General features: G+C 60.0%; 16 protein-coding genes, 1 tRNA gene and 1 pseudogene. 8 read left to right on the forward strand and 10 right to left on the reverse strand.

Annotated elements, in window-relative coordinates; all coding sequences use genetic code 11:
• The 8 genes and pseudogenes from NLU14_RS16600 to fhuF all read left to right on the forward strand — a co-directional run.
• A partial coding sequence (locus NLU14_RS16600; RefSeq protein ID WP_275708575.1) for a condensation domain-containing protein occupies positions 1-2,688 on the forward strand: 2,688 nt, incomplete at its 5' end.
• A gap of 144 nt (positions 2,689-2,832) precedes the next feature.
• Positions 2,833-5,034 carry a TonB-dependent siderophore receptor gene (locus NLU14_RS16605; RefSeq protein WP_275708577.1) on the forward strand — a complete coding sequence of 734 codons (2,202 nt, stop codon included), beginning with the start codon at positions 2,833-2,835 and terminating at the stop codon, positions 5,032-5,034.
• Between the two features lie 95 nt (positions 5,035-5,129).
• Positions 5,130-7,157, forward strand: a complete 2,028-nt coding sequence (locus NLU14_RS16610; protein ID WP_275708579.1) for an iron ABC transporter permease — start codon at positions 5,130-5,132, stop codon at positions 7,155-7,157.
• 8 nt (positions 7,158-7,165) lie between these two features.
• The gene (locus tag NLU14_RS16615) at positions 7,166-8,095 is read left to right on the forward strand and encodes an iron-siderophore ABC transporter substrate-binding protein (protein ID WP_275708581.1); all 930 of its coding nucleotides are present in this window, start codon (positions 7,166-7,168) and stop codon (positions 8,093-8,095) included.
• Between the two features lie 81 nt (positions 8,096-8,176).
• Positions 8,177-8,383, forward strand: coding sequence for an MbtH family protein (locus NLU14_RS16620; protein ID WP_275708583.1), 207 nt, complete (start codon positions 8,177-8,179; stop codon positions 8,381-8,383).
• Positions 8,384-8,388: 5 nt separating this feature from the next.
• Positions 8,389-9,417: a TauD/TfdA family dioxygenase gene (locus tag NLU14_RS16625; protein WP_275708585.1), complete on the forward strand. Its 1,029-nt coding sequence runs from the start codon at positions 8,389-8,391 to the stop codon at positions 9,415-9,417.
• A gap of 32 nt (positions 9,418-9,449) precedes the next feature.
• Positions 9,450-10,040: pseudogene (locus NLU14_RS16630) on the forward strand (GNAT family N-acetyltransferase); the annotation flags it as partial.
• Positions 10,041-10,077: 37 nt separating this feature from the next.
• Positions 10,078-10,848, forward strand: a complete 771-nt coding sequence (gene fhuF, locus NLU14_RS16635) for a siderophore-iron reductase FhuF (protein ID WP_275708588.1) — start codon at positions 10,078-10,080, stop codon at positions 10,846-10,848.
• Positions 10,849-10,879: 31 nt separating this feature from the next.
• On the opposite strand, the gene NLU14_RS16640 is transcribed toward fhuF, so the two are convergent.
• The 10 genes from NLU14_RS16640 to NLU14_RS16685 form a co-directional block, all read right to left on the reverse strand.
• Complete coding sequence (locus tag NLU14_RS16640; RefSeq protein WP_275708590.1) at positions 10,880-11,647, reverse strand: ABC transporter ATP-binding protein; 768 nt, start codon at positions 11,645-11,647, stop codon at positions 10,880-10,882.
• A 58-nt stretch (positions 11,648-11,705) separates the two neighbouring features.
• The gene (locus NLU14_RS16645) at positions 11,706-12,464 is read right to left on the reverse strand and encodes a 4'-phosphopantetheinyl transferase family protein (RefSeq protein WP_275708592.1); all 759 of its coding nucleotides are present in this window, start codon (positions 12,462-12,464) and stop codon (positions 11,706-11,708) included.
• Entirely contained in the window at positions 12,457-13,548 is a 1,092-nt protein-coding gene (ychF, locus tag NLU14_RS16650) for a redox-regulated ATPase YchF (RefSeq protein ID WP_275708594.1), read from the reverse strand. The genes NLU14_RS16645 and ychF overlap by 8 nt, the downstream gene beginning before the upstream one ends.
• Positions 13,549-13,584: 36 nt before the next feature.
• On the reverse strand, positions 13,585-14,172 hold the full coding sequence (pth, locus tag NLU14_RS16655; protein WP_275708596.1) for an aminoacyl-tRNA hydrolase: 588 nt from the start codon (positions 14,170-14,172) through the stop codon (positions 13,585-13,587).
• Between the two features lie 30 nt (positions 14,173-14,202).
• Positions 14,203-14,856 (reverse strand): 50S ribosomal protein L25/general stress protein Ctc, encoded by a 654-nt coding sequence (locus NLU14_RS16660; protein ID WP_275708598.1) that lies wholly within the window; start codon positions 14,854-14,856, stop codon positions 14,203-14,205.
• 156 nt (positions 14,857-15,012) lie between these two features.
• A complete protein-coding gene (locus NLU14_RS16665) occupies positions 15,013-15,963 on the reverse strand; it encodes a ribose-phosphate diphosphokinase (RefSeq protein ID WP_275708600.1) in 951 nt (316 codons plus the stop codon).
• Positions 15,964-16,015: 52 nt separating this feature from the next.
• A tRNA-Gln gene (locus tag NLU14_RS16670) sits at positions 16,016-16,090 on the reverse strand.
• A 19-nt stretch (positions 16,091-16,109) separates the two neighbouring features.
• Complete coding sequence (ispE, locus tag NLU14_RS16675; RefSeq protein WP_275708602.1) at positions 16,110-16,967, reverse strand: 4-(cytidine 5'-diphospho)-2-C-methyl-D-erythritol kinase; 858 nt, start codon at positions 16,965-16,967, stop codon at positions 16,110-16,112.
• Complete coding sequence (gene lolB, locus NLU14_RS16680; RefSeq protein ID WP_275708604.1) at positions 16,964-17,602, reverse strand: lipoprotein insertase outer membrane protein LolB; 639 nt, start codon at positions 17,600-17,602, stop codon at positions 16,964-16,966. The genes ispE and lolB overlap by 4 nt, the downstream gene beginning before the upstream one ends.
• A complete protein-coding gene (locus NLU14_RS16685) occupies positions 17,599-19,353 on the reverse strand; it encodes a tetratricopeptide repeat protein (protein WP_275708606.1) in 1,755 nt (584 codons plus the stop codon). The genes lolB and NLU14_RS16685 overlap by 4 nt, the downstream gene beginning before the upstream one ends.
• Positions 19,354-19,414 lie beyond the last annotated feature (61 nt).

Here is a 19,414-nt window from a genome sequence, read left to right on the forward strand (position 1 = left end):
AACCCGGATGGCCAGTTGGAATTCCAGGGCCGGATCGACCAGCAGGTGAAACTGCGGGGCTTCCGCATCGAGATCGGCGAAGTGGAAGCGGCGCTGAAGGGCTGCGCGGGCGTGAAGGACACCCTGGCGGTGGTGAAGGACACCGCCGGCGGCCAGAAACTGGTGGGTTATGTCTCCGGCGAGGGCCTGGAGGAGCAGCGGATCAAGGCCAGCCTGAAGGAACAACTGCCGGAGTACATGGTGCCGTCGCACATCGTGGCGCTGGAGCGGTTGCCCACGCTGCCTAACGGCAAGCTGGACCGCAATGCGTTGCCCGAGCCCGTCACCCAAACCATGCAGCAGGAAGCTCCGCAAGGTGATCGCGAAGTGCTCCTGGCCAGTCTCTGGCAGTCAATGCTGGGCATTCCGGCGGTAAGCCGCCATGACAGCTTCTTCGAGTTGGGTGGCGATTCCATCCAGTCCCTCGGGTTGATTACGCGGCTGCGACAGGCTGGCTGGCAGTTGGCGCCAAAAACCGTGTTCCTGAAACCCCGGCTGGCCGATATGGCCGCTGTGCTGGAGCCAATGGAAGAGAGCGCTCCAGTCGCTGAAAGGGCTGAAGGTACGGTGCCGCTGACACCGATTCAGGCACATTTCTTCGAGCAACCGTTGCCGGACCCGTCCCACTGGAACCAGGCGGTGTTGCTTGAAGTGACGGAGCCGCTTGACGAGGACCACCTGCGACAGGCCGTTCAGGCCCTGATTGACCGCCACGACGTTCTGCGGCTGGGTTTCCAACAAGGGTCTGATGAGACGTGGCATGGATTATACCGGCCCACGGAGTCCGCCGACCGACTGATGCGCGTGGTCACGCTGGACGACAGGGATCAGGTTACCTTTGCCTGCGAAGACATTCAGCGCGGTTTTGACCTGCAACACGGCCCCCTGGCCGCCATCCTGCTGATGAACCTTCCGGATGGTGAGCAGCGGCTACTGATAAGCGCCCATCACCTGATTGTTGATGGTGTGTCCTGGCGAATATTGCTGGAAGAGTTGAGCGTAGCCTGTTGGCATGTGGTTGAGGGGCGTACGCCACAGCTTGGGTTGCCCGGCTCTAGCTATCAGGCATGGGCCAACCACCTGAAGGAACAGGGCGAGCAGGGCGCGTGGAATCAGGAACTCCCATATTGGGAGGCACTGGCTTCCGGCCCGGTACCCTGGCCAGTGGATGACCCGCAAGGTCGCCGGGCCAACATCGACGCCGACCACAGCGAGTGGAGCCTGCCACCTGAGCGTACAAAAACGCTGCTTCGTCAGACCCTGTCGGCTCTCAAGGTAGGTATTGATGACGTTTTGCTGACCGCACTGGCGGAAGGGTTGCGAGCCTGGGGAGATCTTCGGCAGCCGCTGGTGGCGGTTGAGGGCCACGGACGGGAGCCGGGAGATGCGCCTCTGGATCTGAGCCGCACTCTGGGGTGGTTTACCTGCCTGTATCCGATGCAGTTGATATCCACCGGTGACCCCCATGCCACCCTTGATGGAATTTGCCGGCAACGTGCGGCGATTCCCGGCAAGGGGCTTGGTTTTGGGGGGCTCCGCTACCTGGGCGGCCACGAGACGCGCTCGCGTCTGCAACAGATGCCCGAGCCCATGCTGGCATTCAACTACCTGGGACAGTTCGAGGACGACCTGGCGGACGGGCGTTTCCGGCTGGCACCGGAATCGGCGGGTGAACTGGTGGACCCAGGGGCACCCCTGGCCCGGGAACTGGAGATCAATGGCCAGATTCATCAGGGCCGGTTAACGCTCAGTTGCCGCTACAGTCGCCAACGGTATCACCCATCCACCGTTCAGCGTTTGATGGATGCGATCGGTCAGTCATTGGAGCAGTTGATTGCGGCAACACCGGACGAGTCCCAAGCGGTGGTGCAGCCTGTGTCTTCGGCACCAGCACGGGGAGCCGGACTGAACCCATTGATTCGCTTGTCCGAGCCCGCGGCAACGGCACCGCTGTTGTTCTGCCCCCATCCGGTCAGCGGTACGGTGGTTGGCTACTATCCGTTATCGGCCCGGCTAGCGGGTAATTGGTCAGTCTGCGGTTTCCAGAATCGACAGATACTTGATTCCACCTGGCGGGACCAGTCCCTTGCGGCAATGGCCAGGGACTACGTGCGGGCGATGCTCGCCCAGCAACCCCATGGGCCGTATTACCTCCTGGGCTGGTCCATGGGCGGCGCCCTGGCACTGGAGATGGCAGCCCTCATTGAGCGGTTGGGCAGGGACGTGGCCTGGGTAGGGCTGATCGACGGTTACATACCGGGCGCAGGCCAGGATCGTCGCGAGAGTGATCCCGAGCCCTCGCCGGCGGGGGTTGGCCAGGATGAATGGCAGCAACTGCTGGACGTGGAACGGCACATGCGACGGCTTGCCAGGGGCCATGACCGTGTTCTGCCAGTTCGGGCGCCGGTGCATGCCTGGTGGGCGGCTCGATCGCCGGAGAGCAATGACAACGCAGAGGAATTGTTGACGCGGTTCCTCGGGAAGTCACCAGCCAGTTCGGTGTGGATGGACACCGATCATCTGGGCATCGTACGTCACTCCGGGTTTCTTGAATCGCTGTCCCGCCACCTGAAAGCGTTATCAACGCCAGTGCCTGGTACTGCGTCTCCGCCGGAAACGCAGTTGGATGAACGGGTTCATGAAAGTTGATGGCGAACAGATTTTCTTTTTACGAATGAAAATAGTTCTTGTTATCGTTGAGGTTGATATTAATTTTCATTAAGATAGCTTTCAACTTCAGGTAAGGCGCCGTCACCGGCGCTTTGATTGTCATGTTCAGTAGGGAAATCAGTTATGACATTTAAGGATAATGGCCTCGCTGCCTTCCGTATCAGTGTGCTTGCCGCTGCAGTTGCCGCATCTGGCCACGTGCTGGCCCAGGATGATGAATCGGTGACGGAGCTCGGGGAGATTGAGGTCACCGCTGAAAAGGAAGGGCCGCAGGGCCCGGATTACGGGTACCAGGCGGAACGGAGCCTGACTGCGACCAAGACCGACACGCCGCTTGCCGAAACACCACGGTCGGTCTCCGTGGCCACCAGGGAGCGCATCGAAGACCAGAATGCCCAGACGTTGTCGGATATTCTCTACTACATGCCGGGGGTATCCTCCACCAAGTTCCCGGTGGGCGATGGTCTGGCCGGTGACATCTTCTACATTCGCGGGATGAACCAGCGTGATTACGGCTATGGCACCTATCGTGACGGGCTCAGGGTTCAGCCCAATGCCTATTCCACATCCGCGGAGCCTTTCGGCCTCGAGCGGGTGGAGGTTTTCAAGGGGCCCACTTCCGTACTGTACGGTGAAAACGTGCCGGGTGGCCTGGTGAACCTGGTGAGCAAACGTCCCACCGAGAGCAATCAAGGCCAGGTGAACCTGAGTTACGGCACCCATGACCGCAAACAGGTATCCGCCGATGTATCCGGCGCAATGACCGATGACGGCAAGGTCTTGGGGCGTATGGTGTTTTTGCGCCGGCAGTCCGACACCCAGACCGACAGTGTGCCGGACGACCGGTTTTACTTCGCGCCGTCCATGACAGTGAAACTGACCGACCAGGACACCCTGACGCTGCTGGCCTCCTATCAAAAGGACGACACCGAGATCCAGTTGGGTCTGCCGGCTGCGGGAACCGTGCTGGATCACCCATCCGGTCAACTGGATCCATCCACCAACCTCGGGCATCCGGAGTGGGATACCTTTGATCGTGAGGTCTGGTCACTGGGGTATGAGTATGAGCACGAGTTCAACTCAGATCTGACCTTCCGGCAGAACGCCCGCTACCTGCGTTCCCGTGTAGAGCGCAAGGAAGTCTGGTGGAGCTTTCCGAGGCCTGGCCAGCAACCGGGCATCAATGGTGATGGATTCGATGACTTTGTGGGAGCTTATGGCCGTGACCGGTTCAACGAGTCGCGTACCTATTCTATCGACAACCAACTGGTTGGAGACGTGCATCTCGGCGTTACCGAAAACACTTGGCTTGCCGGTGTGAGCTTTGATCGCACCAGCTTTGATCAAACTCAGCGTGTCGGGGGCGGCCGTGCGATCAACATCTTTGATCCGGTCTGGTCCTCTATCCCGGATACGCCGGATGAGCCTTCCAGCGATGCCGAGGAAACCCAAAACCTGGTGGGAGCCTACGCTCAGGTCCAAAGTCGTGTCGGCAACCTGATCGGCCTGCTCGGCGGACGTTTTGATTACGCCGAAACCGAATTTGAAAACCGCCGTCCCAATGGCGACGACTTCGATTTCAGCGATAAAGAGTTCACCTGGCAGGCGGGCCTGATGTACGAGTTCGGGTTTGGCCTTTCTCCCTACCTCAGCTACTCGACCTCGTTTGTGCCGGCCCGTCAGGTTTCGGCGAGCGACGAGCCCCTGGAGCCAATCACTGGGCGCCAGTACGAAGTGGGCTTCAAGTACCAACCCCCGGGTTCGGATACCCTGGTGACCGTGTCGGCGTTTGATATCGTCAAGGAGGATGACGTCAATTTCGATCTTTCCACGGCCGCTTATCGAAATGTTGGCCGTACAGAGTCCGAAGGTGTTGAGTTCGAGCTCAACAGCGATATCAACGAGAACCTGAGCCTGCTGGCCACCTACACCTACACCGACGCGAAAATTGTGGAGGATGAATCCTTCCCACGGTATGAGGGTAAACAGGTCGTGGGCGTCCCACGCAACCAGGCTTCGCTGTGGGCCAACTATAAGTTCTTCGAGGAGGTGTTGCGCGGTGTGGAAGCCGGCGTCGGTGTGCGCTACGTGGGCGAATCGTTTGCCTACCCGGATTCGGGCCTCGCATACCCGTCACGACTGGAGACCGATGAGGTCACCCTGGTGGATCTGGCGCTGGCCTATGAATTCCTCAATGGTTGGGAGACCCGCCTTAACGTCCACAACCTGTTCGATGAGGAATACGTTGGCGAATGTAACAACGCGTCTCGTTGCTACTACGGGGCCGAGCGCACCGTTCAGGGTACCGTCTCCTACAACTGGTAACGCCTGAGCCGGCGATGTTCCGGTGGCGGTCGCTGTCTTCCCGCGGCTGCCTTTTCATCGCCGGATTCCCTGCACCCTGATTGATGGATGTTGGTGTGACTGCGGTAAATCAGCAAATTGAAACCGGCCAGGCCAGAGCGGCGAACCGCCGGCTATGGCTGGCGACCGGGGCGGGAACCCTGGCCCTGATAGCCCTGCTGTTATGGCAGGGCTTTTTCCGTTATCCGGTACCGGAGGTAGGCGCCTGGTTAACGCCATGGCAGTCGTCGCCTTCACTCGATGGGCTGTTGCTCTGGTGGGCGCAGTTACCCCGGGTTGTCGCGGGCCTGATTGTCGGTGCGGGGCTTGGTATTGCCGGTGCCCTTATGCAGTTGATCACCCGCAACCCGCTGGTGTCGCCGGATCTCCTTGGTATCACGGCGGGTGCCCAGTTTGGTGTCATCCTGGGGATGATGTTGCCAGCCGCGTTTGCCTTGCCGCTGGTGTTCCTGGGCGGCCTGCTGGCAGCCATGCTGACGTTCTTTTTCGCCGGGGGCAGTCGCACGACACCCCTGCGCCTGGTGCTGGCCGGTATGGCCATGGCGCAGATCCTGTATGCCCTGCTGACCCTGTTACTGACCCTCAATGAACGGGCTGCCTTTGTGGTGGCGATCTGGGACACCGGTTCACTCAGCCAGTTCGGTTGGGCCCGGGTGCAATTGGCGCTGTGGATGGTGCCGCCGTTGTTGCTGGCCCTTGCACTGCTGAGGCGACCACTGAACATGGCCCTGCTGGGTGATGCCCAGATGCGGGTGCTGGGGTTGTCGCCCCGAATGCTCAAGGCTGTGGTCATCCTGATTGGCACGCTGCTGACCGCGTTGGCGATCCATATTGCCGGACCCCTTGGATTCATTGGCCTGGTGGCGCCGAACCTGGTGCGATACGGGTTTGGTGTGCACTGGCCATCACGACTGTTGCCGCTGGCCGCGCTTTGGGGCGGTGTGCTGACGCTGTCTGCGGATGTGCTGGTGGCGGCGGTGGCCGAGGTGATTGAGCTGCCGTTGGCGACCTTGTCGGCGGTCCTTGGGGGCGTTGCAGTCATGCTTCTGCTGAGGCTGACCCGCAGCCGCCAGTTTCCCGCCCAGTCAACCCTGGGGGCAGGGGAGCCTAGCGGCAAGAAGCTATCCACCCTCGCGATTGTGGGGGTGTTGGTGATCATGCTGGGCGCTGGCCTGGGTTATGGCGTGCTCGGTGGCGATACCGTCAGCCTGGCCATGTTGATGGCGGGGGATGGGGTAGCCTGGCAGTTACTGGACCTTAGATTGCCCCGGCTGATGGTGGATGCCGCCGGTGGAGCCTTGTTTGCCACCAGCGGTCTGATCCTTCAGGGGGTTACCCGCAATCCGCTGGCCAGCCCCAGTGTGTTGGGTGTGAGCCAGACGGCCGCACTGGCGGTGTTGGCCGGGATGCTGTTGTTGCCCGAACTGGCACCCGCCTGGCGCCTGCCCTTTGCCTGGCTGGGTGCGACCGTGGCGCTGGCCATCGTCATTCTGCTCAACGTTCGCCATGGTCTTGAGCCCTTGCGGCTGATTCTGACAGGCTTCGCCCTGACTGGTGTGGCGGCGGGCCTCACCAGCCTGCTGATTGGATTCCACTCCCTGAACATCACGCTGGCGCTGATCTGGATGGCCGGAAGCAGTTATGCCACCACCTGGGGGGATTTCTGGGTGTTGTTGCCCTGGCTGTGCATTGGCCTTGGTCTCGCCCTGCTGGCGCGTCGCTGGATGGACCTGCTGGCACTGGGTGATGGGGTCGCGGACAGCCTTGGTGTGGGTGCCGCCCGTAAGCGCCTGTTATTGCTTGTGCTGGCCAGTTTCATGATTGCCGCCGCGGTCAGTGTGCTGGGGCCGGTGGCCTTCGTAGGGCTGCTGGTTCCCCACGCTGTGCGGCTGCTGGGCTTCTATGGCTATCGGGATCGGCTGATCGTGACGCCGTTGATGGGGGCGGCCCTGCTGATCCTGGCTGACGTGGGTGGGCAACGTTTGCTGTCGCCGCTGGATGTGCCGCTTGGCGTGATGACAGCCACCATAGGGGCGCCAATCTTCCTGGTGCTCCTGACCCGAACCTACTTCCGTAAGGCATGAGATCCGGAATGAAGCTATTTGCCGTCATTGCACTCTGTTTTGTATCCCTGGTGGCCAATGCGGAACCGCCAAAGCCCATCGTGGCCGCACAATCGGAGGTCATTCCCGATGCCCCCCAGCGGATCGTCAGCCTGGATGACCTGACCACGGAGATATTACTGGGGCTGGGTATCCGGCCGGTCGGTGTTGCCAACCCGGACAGCTATCGCTGGCAGGGCAAGCCACTGGCTGACAGGCTGGATGGCGTGGTGTCCCTGGGGACGCCCCAACAGCCCAATCTGGAGCGTTTGATCCGTCTGCAACCAGACCTGATCCTGGGTGTGTCGAGCCTCCATGCCAGCCTGTTCGACCGACTGGACCGGTTGGCGCCCACAGTGATGTACCGGGTATCCCTGGAACCGTCGCCACGGGATGCTGTTGCGGTGGGGAAAGCCACGCTGGAGCACTTGGCGGCACTGACGGGGAGACAGGCCGAGGCTCGGGCTATCGTTGCAGAACTGGACCAGTCCCTGGACAGGGGGCGCCGGGTAGCCCGCGAGAAGGGGATGGCAGGAGAGCCCATAGCGGTACTTTATCCGTTGGCGGAGCAGGGGCTTTTTATCGTATCGAACGAACAGACCCTGGTGGTCAGCCTTGCGAACCGGCTTGGAGGTACCAATCCCTGGCCGTTGCGGGAGGGCCACACCATCCATCAGCGGATTGAAATCCATGCGCTTGCCCGGGAACCCGACGCCCATATCTTCATGATCGGGAATTTCAGTGGCGCGCCGATGTTCGAGTCCCCACTCTGGCGGGCTTTGCCGGTGGCGAGGAACGAACACTACGGCTTTCTGGAAACCAACTATTGGTCGTTTGGTGGGCCACTCACCGCAAACGTCATCATGAAACAGATGATTGAAGTGATGAACGGGATGGGTTCGGTCACCCAGGCGCCTTAAATTTCCTGCTGCCCCGTTCGTCTTTAACAGTGAAAGGAGGGGCGCTTTGTCCCGGGGATCATTGGTCAGGCGAGGTACGTCATGAGTTTCGATAGTGAGAGCACCGTTTTCCAGGTTGTTATCAACCACGAAGAGCAATACTCCATCTGGCCGGATTACAAACCCGTTCCCGAGGGCTGGAAAACCGTGGGCGTGCAGGGCGACAAGGCAACCTGCCTGGAGCACATCCGTGAGGCCTGGACGGACATGCGCCCCAAAAGCCTGCGGGAAGCCATGGCTGGAGGTTGAGACTGATGCGTTCCAACATTGCCAACCCTGCCATAGAGGCGACTGACGCATTGCTGGTTGAGGAAGGCTGCCCATTGAAGGTCAGTCCGCAGACTCCGGGCACGAGCCTTGAGCAGGCTGGCGAAGCTGTCCGGGATCTGGTTGGGCGCCGTCTGGAACAGGATGGCGCTATCCTGTTCAGTGGCTTTTCGGCCCCGGGCGTCGATGGCTTCCAGTCTTTTGCGGGTTCTTTCGGCCACCCCCTGCTCAGCTATGAATTTGGTTCCACGCCCCGGAGCCAGGTGACCGGTCAAGGCGTGTACACCTCCACGGAGTACCCCGCCCACCGGAGCATCCCGCTTCACAACGAGCAGGCCTACACCACCGAGTGGCCCATGCGCATCTGGTTCTATTGTGCCCAGGCCGCCGAGAAGGGAGGTGAAACACCCATTGCGGACAGCCGGGAAGTCTATCGCCGCATTGACCCTGCGCTGCGCCGGCGCTTCAGCGAGCGGGGGCTGAGCTATGTGCGCAACTATGGCAATGGCCTTGACCTTGACTGGCAGCAGGTGTTCAACACTGACAGTGCCGAGGCGGTTGAGGTGTTCTGCCGGCGGCAGGGCATTGATGTGACCTGGAAGGACGATGGCTGTCTCCGTACCGTTCAGCGGTGTCAGGCCGTGGCCCGTCATCCCCGTTCCGGTGACAACGTGTGGTTCAATCAGGCGCACCTGTTTCACGTGTCGGCGCTGGACCAGGAGATGCAGGAGATCCTGCTGGACACCGTTGGCGAGGAGGGGCTTCCCAGGAACGTCTATTACGGGGATGGCAGCCCGATTGAGACATCCGCGCTTGACGACATCCGGGGGGTACTGAACGAGTGTCGTGTGGTGTTTCCATGGCGCAGTGGGGATGTGTTGATGCTGGACAACATGCTCATGGCCCATTCCCGGGAACCCTTTTCCGGCCCACGAAAAGTAGTGGTGGCGATGGCCGAAGGCCATGGCATGGTTTGTGATTTACAGAGCCCGACAGCTCGGGGAGAGGCAACTTGAATACCGTTATTACTCAGGATAGAGCAGGCATTCCCGTGCGGCCGTCCAAGCCCGTGGGCGAAGTCTATCGCCGCTACGATGCGCGCCTGGAAAGTTTGATATCGTTCCGCACCCTGGACATCCGGGAAGACCTTGAGCGCTTCAATCGCTGGCAGAATTCACCCCGGGTAGCGTTTTTCTGGGAGGAGGACGGCTCGCTGCAGGAACATCGGGCACACTTGGAAACCCTTGCGAAGGATCCCCACTGCCTGCAACTGATCGGGTGTTTTGATGGCGAGCCGTTTGGGTTCTTCGATGTCTACTGGGCGAAGGAAGATCGCATCGGGCCCCACTGCAATGCCGGGCTGTATGATCGCGGTATCCATATGCTGGTTGGGGAAGAGCACCATCGCGGGCCCCATAAAGTGGCCTGCTGGTTGCCCTCCCTGGTGCACTACCTGTTCCAGGACGAACCCCGTACCCAGCGTATTGTTTCCGAGCCCCGATCCGACAATGACCGTATGATCAACCATCTGCAGAACACCGGGTTCGATCGCGTGCGGGACTTTGATTTCCCACACAAACGGGCGGCACTCATGTCACTTTCCCGGGAGCGCTTCTTTGAACGGTTTCCGATATGTTAGGTTCATGTTCCTTTAACCGTATTACGCAGCCTTAGCCATGACCATTCGCGCGCTTGCCCCCCTGTTTGTCGGGGATTTTGAACACTACCGGGATGTACTGGTTCTGCAGGACGATTCCCGGCCGTCCTTTCCCGCCCGTGAGCTGGTAACCGCCGAAGGCCTGGCCTGGCTGCTCGATCATTATCGTCTTTTCCAGCCCGGTGATGACCGTCGGGCACTGCTGTCCCAGTGGTCGCGGTACTACTTCGTGAAGCTGAGCGTGCCCACGGTGGCGGCGAATTTGGTGCTTGGGCATGAGCTGCCCGTAGGGCTGGACACGCTGGAGATTATCCTGGGGGAGGATGGTCTGCCTGAAGCCTTCAAGCTACCCCATGAGGGAGGGCCTTTCGCGAGCACGCCCCAGGGGCCGTTTGAGCGTTTTCAGGAATTGCTGGATGGCAACTTCGAGACGCTCATTGAAGGCTGGAACCAGCAGGTGAAGCTGTCCAGAAAGGTACTGTGGAACAACGCCGCCAATTATGTTGAGTGGCTGGTTAATGCCATGGCGGGTCTTGGATTGCCGGCGAGGCTGCTTGCCGATGGCAAGCAGCTGATTGAGTCGGAGCGTCGTCCGGATGGCCGCAAGAATCCGATGTTCAGCCCGGTACGCTATGTGGAGCGCAGCTCAGGGCCCTCGCCCCTGCGCCAGCGGCGCCAGTGTTGTATCCGCTATCGACTGCCGGACCTGGCATTGTGTGAGAACTGCCCCCACATCGATAGGCCACCCAAGGGCGCCCGCCTGCCGGAAAGCCTGATCGAACAGGCCTGACCGCAAAGATCAGGACAATGCCGGGCCGGAATCAGACAATGGCTATTTGTGCGCCATCGGTATGGGGGTGGGGCATGATGGACATGGATATGCCGTAAATGGCTTCCAGCGTACGGCTGTTCATCAGCTCCTGCGGCGCCCCCTGGGTCAGCAGCCGGCCACTGTGGAGGGCAACAAGGTGATCGCAATAGGTGGCGGCCATGTTGATGTCGTGCAATACCACCACCACACCCATGCCCAGCTCCCTGCCCAGATTACGAACCAGCGACAGCACTTCCACCTGGTGTGCAATATCCAGCGCCGACGTGGGTTCGTCCAGCAGCAGGTATTTGGCGTTCTGGGCGATCAACATGGCCAGCCACACCCGCTGGCGTTCGCCGCCCGACAGTTCGTCAACGTTGCGCCGGGCAAACTGTTGGGTGTCCGTCAGCGCCATGGCCCGATCAACCTCGGCCTGGTCTTCCGCTGAGAAGCGGCCGAGCGCGCCGTGCCAGGGGTAGCGGCCAAAACGTACCAGGTCGAGGGCTGACAGGCCCTCCGTTGGAGGGAGCTGTTGCGGCAGGTAGGCAATCTGTCGTGCCAATGGGCGGTCACCCCAGGCATCCAGTGGCTTGCCTTCGAGGGTAATCCGCCCCGCGCTCGGGCTCAGTTGCCGGGCCAGCAATTTAACCAGCGTCGATTTTCCGGAGCCATTATGGCCGATCAGCCCAACCACATGGCCGTGGTCAATGGTTAGATCAATGGGGTGAAGCAGTGTCTTGCCATTGATTTGCCAACTGACAGCATCCAGTTCAAACATAGCGCCTCGGGCGGGTAAACAGAAGGAACCGTGATGCTATCGGAAATGGTAATTGTTATCAATTGTGTTGGTGGCTGGTGCTGACGACAATGAGGCTGATCAGGCGATCGTGATCCTGTACGAACTGGGCATCCAGTTCCGTGTCGGCCGGCCAGTCTTCTGAAAGGTGAGTGAGCAGGCGTAGACGGGCAGTGCCATCCGTATGCCAGGCCAGTAACTCGGCATGCTCGAAGTAGAACCGCCGCTGTACCAGCGGGTAGAGTGCCTTGAAGAGTGTTTCCTTGAGGCAGAAGACGAGGGTAATAAAGAATCCGGCCTGGCTGTTCAGTTCGGAACTGAATCTGGCCCGCTCCGATGGCGTCAGGATCTGCCGCGAAAGCGGCAGTGCCCGGTCATCCGGCATGATGATCTCCGCATCCAGGCCGAGCCCGGCATAGTGTTGTTGCTGGCCGATCACTGCCGCCGCCCAGCCCTGCGTATGGGTGATCGACCCCACGCAACCGGTCGGCCATACCGGTGCCCGGTCATCGCCCTGGGCAGGCGTTACCGGTTGCCCCGTGATACGTTGGAGGCCTTCGCGGGCGCAGCACCGACCGGCCAGGTATTCCGCCTGGCGTTTGGCAACGGCTCGTTGCACGGAAGGCGGCGGGGCAATGTTGCTGCGTTCAAAGTCGTCGGGTTTAAGGTTGCTGGCCTCAAAATCCAGACTGATCAGTTGCAGGCCCGGCACCAATTGTGGCCAGGGCCACCGGTCGTCCGGAGTGCTGCAGCACGCTGGCAGGAAGCTCACCGTCAAGTCTCCGGCTTGATCAGACATTGAACCGGAAGTGGATGACGTCGCCGTCCTGGACGATGTATTCCTTGCCTTCCAGGCGCCATTTGCCGGCATCCTTGGCGCCGGCTTCGCCGTTATACTTCACGAAGTCGTCGTAGCTCACCACCTCGGCGCGGATAAAGCCCCGCTCGAAGTCGGTGTGGATCACACCCGCTGCCTGGGGTGCAGTAGCACCGACACGGACAGTCCAGGCACGGACTTCTTTTACACCAGCAGTGAAGTAGGTTTGCAGGTCCAGTAGCCTGTAGCCGCCACGGATTACCCTGTCCAGGCCGGGTTCGTCCATGCCCATTTCGTCCAGGAACATGGATTTCTCATCGTCTTCCAGTTCGGAGATTTCGGCTTCTATCTTGTTGCAGATAGGCACCACAACCGCATTCTCGGATTCCGCAATCTTGTTCACGGTGTCCAGGTGAGGGTTGCTCTCGAACCCGTCTTCGCTGACGTTGGCAATGTACATGGTCGGTTTGACGGTAAGCAGGCAGAGCTCGCGAATCAGCGCCATCTTCTCTTTGTCGAGATTCATGCTGCGAACCGGCTTGCCTTCGTTCAGCACGGGAAGCAGGGTTTCGAAGATTTCAAGCTGGGCTTTGGCTTCTTTGTCGCCGCTTTTTGCCACTCGCTGAACCCGTTTGATGGCTTTCTCGACGGTTTCCAGGTCGGCCAGAGCCAGTTCTGTGTTGATGATCTCTATATCTGAAGCCGGGTCGATCTTGTTGGCAACGTGAATGACGTTGTCGTCCTCGAAGCAGCGCACCACATGGGCAATGGCGTCGGTCTGGCGGATGTTGGCCAGGAACTGGTTGCCCAGGCCTTCACCTTTCGAGGCGCCCTCTACAAGGCCTGCAATATCCACAAACTCCATGGTCGTCGCGACCACTTTTTCCGGCTTCACGATCTCGGCCAGTTTGTTCAGGCGTGGATCAGGCATGGCAACCACGCCAGCATTGGGCTCGATGGTGCAGAAGGGAAAGTTTTCGGCGCCAATGCCGGATTTGGTCAGCGCGTTGAACAGGGTGGATTTGCCGACGTTGGGAAGGCCGACGATGCCGCAGTTAAATCCCATGGGGTGCCTCTGCTGGTGCTGGAAAATTTGGGCGGATTATACCGGTTTGAAGCTGTGCAAGCGATTCATCGCAGCGGGAAGTTTGCCGCTGGCGGCATCCGGAAGCACGCGGATGATCTCGTCGATCACGGCGTTGAGTTCTTCGGTTTCCCGTTTGCCCAGGCGGCCGAGTACGTAACCGGTTACCTGACGGCTGTCGCCGGGATGGCCGATGCCGATGCGTAGTCTCTGGAAGTCGTTGGTGCCCAGGTGGGCGATGGTGTCCCGCAGGCCGTTGTGTCCGCCATGTCCGCCGCCTTTCTTGAGTTTGGCGGTGCCGGGGGGCAGGTCGAGATCGTCGTGGGCAACCAGGATCTGATCGGGCTGTATCTTGAAAAAGTCCGCCAGTGCCTTGATGGGCAGGCCGCTGCGGTTCATATAGGTGGAGGGGTTCAGCAGGTGCAGGTCCAGGCCCTGCATTTGAATGCGGGCATAGAGCCCGTGGTATTTCTTTTCGGGGCGGAGCGTCTGGCCCGCTTCACGGGCCAGAGCTTCGACGAACAGGGCGCCGGCGTTGTGGCGGGTATTCGCATAGTCGGGGCCGGGATTACCCAGCCCCACCACCATGAGGATATCCTGTGCCATGCGCCGTTGCCCTCATTCGTACAGGAGCGATTACTCCTTGTCTTCGCCTTCTTCACCCGCTTCGCCGTCTTCGCCTTCGCCGGTATCCTCGGTCTTGGCAGCGCGCGGCTTGTGGATTGCAACGACTGGCAGGTCGTGGTCTTCGCCCTGCAGCAGTGCAGCGATACGAACGCCTTTGGCCAGTTTCAGATCGCTCAGGTGAACCACCTGGTCCATTTCCACTTCAGCCATGTCGACTTCGATGAACTCGGGCAGGTTCTGCGGCAGACAGATCACTTCCACTTCGTTGATCTGGTGGTGAGCAACGCCGCCCTGGAGCTTGATGGCCGGTGCGGAATCTTCGTTCAGGAAGTGCAGCGGTACGTTAACGTGGATCTCGTGATCCTTGTCAACGCGCAGGAAGTCAGCGTGGGTCAGCAGCGGCTTGTACGGGTGGCGCTGCAGATCCTTCAGGATCACGCTTTCTTTCTTGCCTTCCAGTTCGATGGTCAGAACGTGTGAGAAGAAGGCTTCGTTTTCCAGAGCTTTTTTCAGCTCGTTGTGCCAGATGGAAATCGGAGTGGCTTCTTTCTTCCCGCCATAAATGATGGCCGGAATTTTACGCTCCTCGCGACGCAGGCGGCGGCTCGCACCTCTCCCCTGATCGCCACGAGGAAATGCTTCAATAAGAAATTCCTGAGACATGGTTATAACCTCGATTTTCACCCGAGCGGCCCGCGACCAGGTCCTGAACAGGTGACATTTGCGAAATGCCGGAAGCTTTTCCGGCGGACTAAACAGACCGGGAGCCCACTGGGCTCCCGGTCTGGATTCTTCTCTCTAAATCAGGCTGTTAGCTGATCAGGCGTTCTCAAACATCGCGCTGATGGACTCTTCGTTGCTGACGCGACGAATGGATTCCGCAAGCAGCCCAGCCATAGTGAGGATGCGGATCTTATCACAATTACGCGCTTTGTCACCCAGTGGGATGGTGTCACAGACTACCAGTTCGTCCAATTGGGAGGCGTTGAGGTTGTCAACAGCCGGCCCGGAAAGGACAGGGTGCGTGATGTAGGCGACTACGCGGGCGGCGCCATGTTCCTTCAGGGCATTGGCGGCCTTGCAGAGGGTGCCGGCGGTGTCGATGATGTCGTCCACCAGGATACAGGTCTTGTCTTTTACATCACCGATGATGTGCATGACCTGTGACACGTTGGCCTTTGGACGACGTTTGTCGATGATGGCCAGGTCGGCGTCGTCGAGGCGCTTGGCCACGGCGCGGGCACGAACAACACCGCCTACGTCCGGAGAAACCACGACAAAGTTTTCAAAGCGCTGCTTCTCGATATCCTCGAGCATGACCGGGGTGGCGTAGATGTTATCCACCGGGATGTCGAAGAAGCCCTGAATCTGGTCGGCGTGCAGGTCGACCGTCAGAACCCGGTCAACGCCAATGCTGGAAATCATGTCTGCAACCACTTTCGCACTGATGGCAACGCGGGTGGACCGGACACGGCGGTCCTGGCGGGCGTAGCCATAGTAGGGGATAACCGCGGTAACCCGGGTGGCGGATGCGCGACGCAGGGCGTCAGCCATCACGATCAGTTCCATCAGGTTATCGTTGGTGGGGTTGCAGGTGGGCTGGATGATGAAGACATCATGCCCGCGGACGTTCTCGTTGATTTCAACGGTGGTTTCACCGTCGCTGAAGGTTCCAACGGTGGCCTGGCCCATGGGAATGTGGAGTTTTTGGGCGATGGCCTTGGCAAGCTCTGGGTTGGCGTTGCCGGTAAAAATCATCAGTTTGGACACGATGGCATCCTTCTCGGTATCGGCGTTTGATTCAGAAGAAGCGGGAGAAAGGTGGCTGGGGTGGCAGGATTCGAACCTGCGCATGACGGGATCAAAACCCGTTGCCTTACCACTTGGCGACACCCCAGTATCGTGCTTTTTTGGCATCATTTCAGCTCTGTCAGCTTTTTGTGAAGTGGTGAGATGTTCACCCCTTGAGCTACGAACCCCGTGATGCCGGAGGGTTTGCTTTCCCAGATAATCCGGGCTGCGGATTCTGTCGGGAAACGTCCAAATATGCAAGCCCCGGTTCCGGTTAATCTTGCAGGTCCGAATTGTGCAAGCCACTCCAGGCTTTGATGAACCTCAGGATACAGTCTTCGAACTACATCCTCACAGTCGTTTCGGTACCTCGAGGCGTCTCCCTCAAAAGCGGGCGCTATTTTGATTCCGGGGGTATCCCTTGTCAACCCTTGCTCGGAAAAAATCTCCCTGGTGCTTATATCGCATGGTGGTTTTATAACCAAAAACCAGTCTTCGGGTGGATGGGCATCGGTTAGCCGTTCGCCCACGCCTTCACCCCACGCGGAATGGCCGCGAACGAACACCGGTACATCGGCACCCAAGGCCAGGCCCAGTTCCGCCAGCTCGTCCAGGGAGTAATTGAGGCCCCATAGCTGGTTCAGCCCCAGCAGGGTGGTGGCGGCATTGGAGCTGCCGCCCCCCAGGCCGCCGCCCATGGGCAGCCGTTTGTCGACCGCGATACTGGCACCGGGGACTTCCCTGTTGGCGGCCGCCGCCAGTTGCCGTGCGGCGCGGACAACCAGGTTTTCGTCGTCCGGCACGCCGGGTATGGATTGCTCAAGGACAATTTGCCCATCCGTGCGTGGGGTCAGGGTTATGGTGTCGCCGTAATCCAGGAACTGAAACAGGGTTTGCAGTTCATGGTAGCCGTCTGGCCGCCGCCCGAGAATGTGCAGGAACAGGTTCAGCTTTGCCGGGGAGGGCAGCTTCAGGCTGGTCACCGGCTGTCTCCGTCTGCCCGGCGCCAGCTGGTAACCACCAGCCTCACGCGCTTCTCGCCCTTGACCGCGGTGATGCGGGCCGGCAGTGGGGGATAGTCGTTAATGAACGACTGCCAGCGGTCATAGCGGATCTCCCAGCCCAGTTGGCGGATGACGGCCAGCCGGTCCTGGTCGTCAAAGAACAGTCGAAAATCTCCCTCAGGGCCGGGCAGGCCCCGTATCCACCAGGCCAGACTGTCGATGGGAAGCTGCCAGCCGGTGGCGGCGTTGACCAGTGCTTCCGGGTCGCCGGACTGGTAGCGTTCGCCGTCGGGAAGCGTGAGCTCGATAAAGCCCGGCACACCCTCAAGGGTGGTGTGGCCCATGCCAAGGAAGGAGGATGACAGGGCCAGTTCGTAGGCTTCCTGGTCCTGCTTCCAGTAGTTGATCACGGCGGTACCACTGTCCGAGGGTTGGCGGACAGCCAGTTTCCCTGTCAGTTCCCAGTGCTGGAACTGGTCACGCCGGGCACTGGTCTCACTCCAGTCCGCTGGCGGCTGTTCAGTGAGACCTTCGGGTAATGGATCAACCTGCAGTGAGGTACAGCCGCCCAGGAGCAGGGCGGCAAGGGTCAGGGCAATTGCGGGAAATCTCACAGGGATTGCTCCCCGGTCAGCCTCTCAACGGTTTCGATCAAGACCGGGTGGTCCGGGTCCTGCTCGAAACCCTCCTCCCAGATTGTACGGGCCTGTTCCCGCTCGCCGGTTTTCCAGAGCACTTCGCCAAAATGGGCGGCCACCTCCGGGTCGGCATAGGCTTCCCAGGCACGGGAGAGGTAGTCCCGCGCCTTCTTGGTTTCACCCTGCAAATAGAGCACCCAGCCCATGCTGTCGAGGATGGCCGGGTTTTCCGGATCGATTGCCAGTGCCCGTTCGATGTAAGCCCTGGCTTCATCGTAGCGGTCAGAGCGTGTGGTGAGTATGTATCCCAGCGCGTTGAGCGCCACGGCGTTGTCCGGCTGTTCCTCAATGATCATCCGCAGGTCCTGCTCGGCCTGTTCCGGTTTGTCCATGGAGTCCAGCAGCATGGCGCGAGCATAACGAATACGGATATTTCCGGGGTAGGCTTCGAGGGCCTCGTTGGCGGCTTCCAGGGCGCGTTCGTCCTGCTCCTGGTCCAGCAGCAGGTTGATTGCCAGCAGGCGGAAGTTTTCGTCCTGATTGGGGTTGTTCTCCCGGAGTTCGCGAATGGCAGCCAGGGCTTCGTCCAGCTCTCCCTGTTCTGCCATGAGTTCACTGGCTCGGGCCAGGGCCGGAAAATAGTAGTTGCCTTTCTCGACGTTTTTGTAGAAGCCGATGGCCTGTTCGATGTTGTTTTCTTCGTCGGCAATCCGGCCCAGATAATAGTGGGCCTCGTCGGTGTGATGGCCCTGCTGAATAAGGCGGGTCAGTTCTTCTTCGGCCAACGCGGTCTGGTCATTCTCCAGCGCCACAAGGGCGTGGGAGAGCCGGAGACCGGGTACGTCGGGGAAGCGTTTGACCAGGCGGCGAAATTCATCCTGGGCGGCTTGCAGTTCACCCTCGCCAATCAGCATGCGGCCGTAAAGTGTGCCCATCTGGCGGTTGTCGGGAAAGCGGCGGGTGTTGTGCAGCAGATGGTCAAGGGCCTGGCGCTTTTCGCCGGTCTGGTAGAGCAGGTCCCCTTTCAGGATCAGGGCAGGCTGGAAATCCGGCTTGCTGTCCAGCAGCGGCTCCAGTTTCGCAAGGGCCTGTTGTGGTTCGCCGGTGACTTTCATCAACAGGGCAATACTGTACTGGAGTTCCGGGTTCTCGGGATGGCGCTGTTCCAGTTGCCGGTAGAGATCAAGCAGTTCCTGCTGTTGTGCCGGTGGCAGATTGCCAGCCATGGCGGCGAGGCTGTCAAAGTCTGCGTCGCCACCCAGGTCCATGATTCGCTCCATGTGCCCCAGTGCCGTTTCCAGGTCGTTATTCTTCACTGCCTGGATGGCCGATATCCGGTGTGCCTGCATGTTGTCCGGGTCCACCTCCAGCCACAATGCCGCCAGCTTCTGCTGGGCGTTGTCGGCGTTCAGTGACTGGGCAATGCGCATGGTGCGCTCGATCACGCCCTTGTCGCGGGATTGCTGGGCCGCTTTCATGTAGTTGACGAGGGTTACGTCAAAACGGCCCCGCTGGGCAGCTATCTCGCCGGACAGCAGCAGGTAGAGTTCCTCCGGTTCGAAATCGGCGTAGCGGATTTCCGGTTCCTGTTCCGCTGACGATGCGGTTGTGCCGGTGCTATCAGGCGAAGAGTCGGATTGCGGTTCCTGATTGCCCTTGAAAACAGCGCAGCCGGACAGGGAAAGCCCAAGCAGGCAGGTAACAAGCAGTAATGCGGACTTATGCATGCAACATCCCATGATCTGTGTACAGTGCACCTGATCGGCCGGAAAAACTCTGGCGGCAGTC

Origin of the sequence: Marinobacter iranensis (genome assembly GCF_029207565.1) — a bacterium.
Lineage (GTDB): Bacteria > Pseudomonadota > Gammaproteobacteria > Pseudomonadales > Oleiphilaceae > Marinobacter > Marinobacter iranensis.

Excerpts from the sequence above, each read along its gene's own strand:
- NLU14_RS16620 (WP_275708583.1), top strand. The coding sequence starts at position 8,177 with ATGAGTTTCGATAGTGAGAGCACCGTTTTCCAGGTTGTTATCAACCAC.
- NLU14_RS16685 (WP_275708606.1), bottom strand. The coding sequence starts at position 19,353 with ATGCATAAGTCCGCATTACTGCTTGTTACCTGCCTGCTTGGGCTTTCC.
- ychF (WP_275708594.1), bottom strand. The coding sequence starts at position 13,548 with ATGGGATTTAACTGCGGCATCGTCGGCCTTCCCAACGTCGGCAAATCC.
- NLU14_RS16645 (WP_275708592.1), bottom strand. The coding sequence starts at position 12,464 with ATGTCTGATCAAGCCGGAGACTTGACGGTGAGCTTCCTGCCAGCGTGC.
- NLU14_RS16640 (WP_275708590.1), bottom strand. The coding sequence starts at position 11,647 with ATGTTTGAACTGGATGCTGTCAGTTGGCAAATCAATGGCAAGACACTG.
- NLU14_RS16615 (WP_275708581.1), top strand. The coding sequence starts at position 7,166 with ATGAAGCTATTTGCCGTCATTGCACTCTGTTTTGTATCCCTGGTGGCC.
- NLU14_RS16605 (WP_275708577.1), top strand. The coding sequence starts at position 2,833 with ATGACATTTAAGGATAATGGCCTCGCTGCCTTCCGTATCAGTGTGCTT.
- NLU14_RS16660 (WP_275708598.1), bottom strand. The coding sequence starts at position 14,856 with ATGTCTCAGGAATTTCTTATTGAAGCATTTCCTCGTGGCGATCAGGGG.
- fhuF (WP_275708588.1), top strand. The coding sequence starts at position 10,078 with ATGACCATTCGCGCGCTTGCCCCCCTGTTTGTCGGGGATTTTGAACAC.
- pth (WP_275708596.1), bottom strand. The coding sequence starts at position 14,172 with ATGGCACAGGATATCCTCATGGTGGTGGGGCTGGGTAATCCCGGCCCC.
- NLU14_RS16625 (WP_275708585.1), top strand. The coding sequence starts at position 8,389 with ATGCGTTCCAACATTGCCAACCCTGCCATAGAGGCGACTGACGCATTG.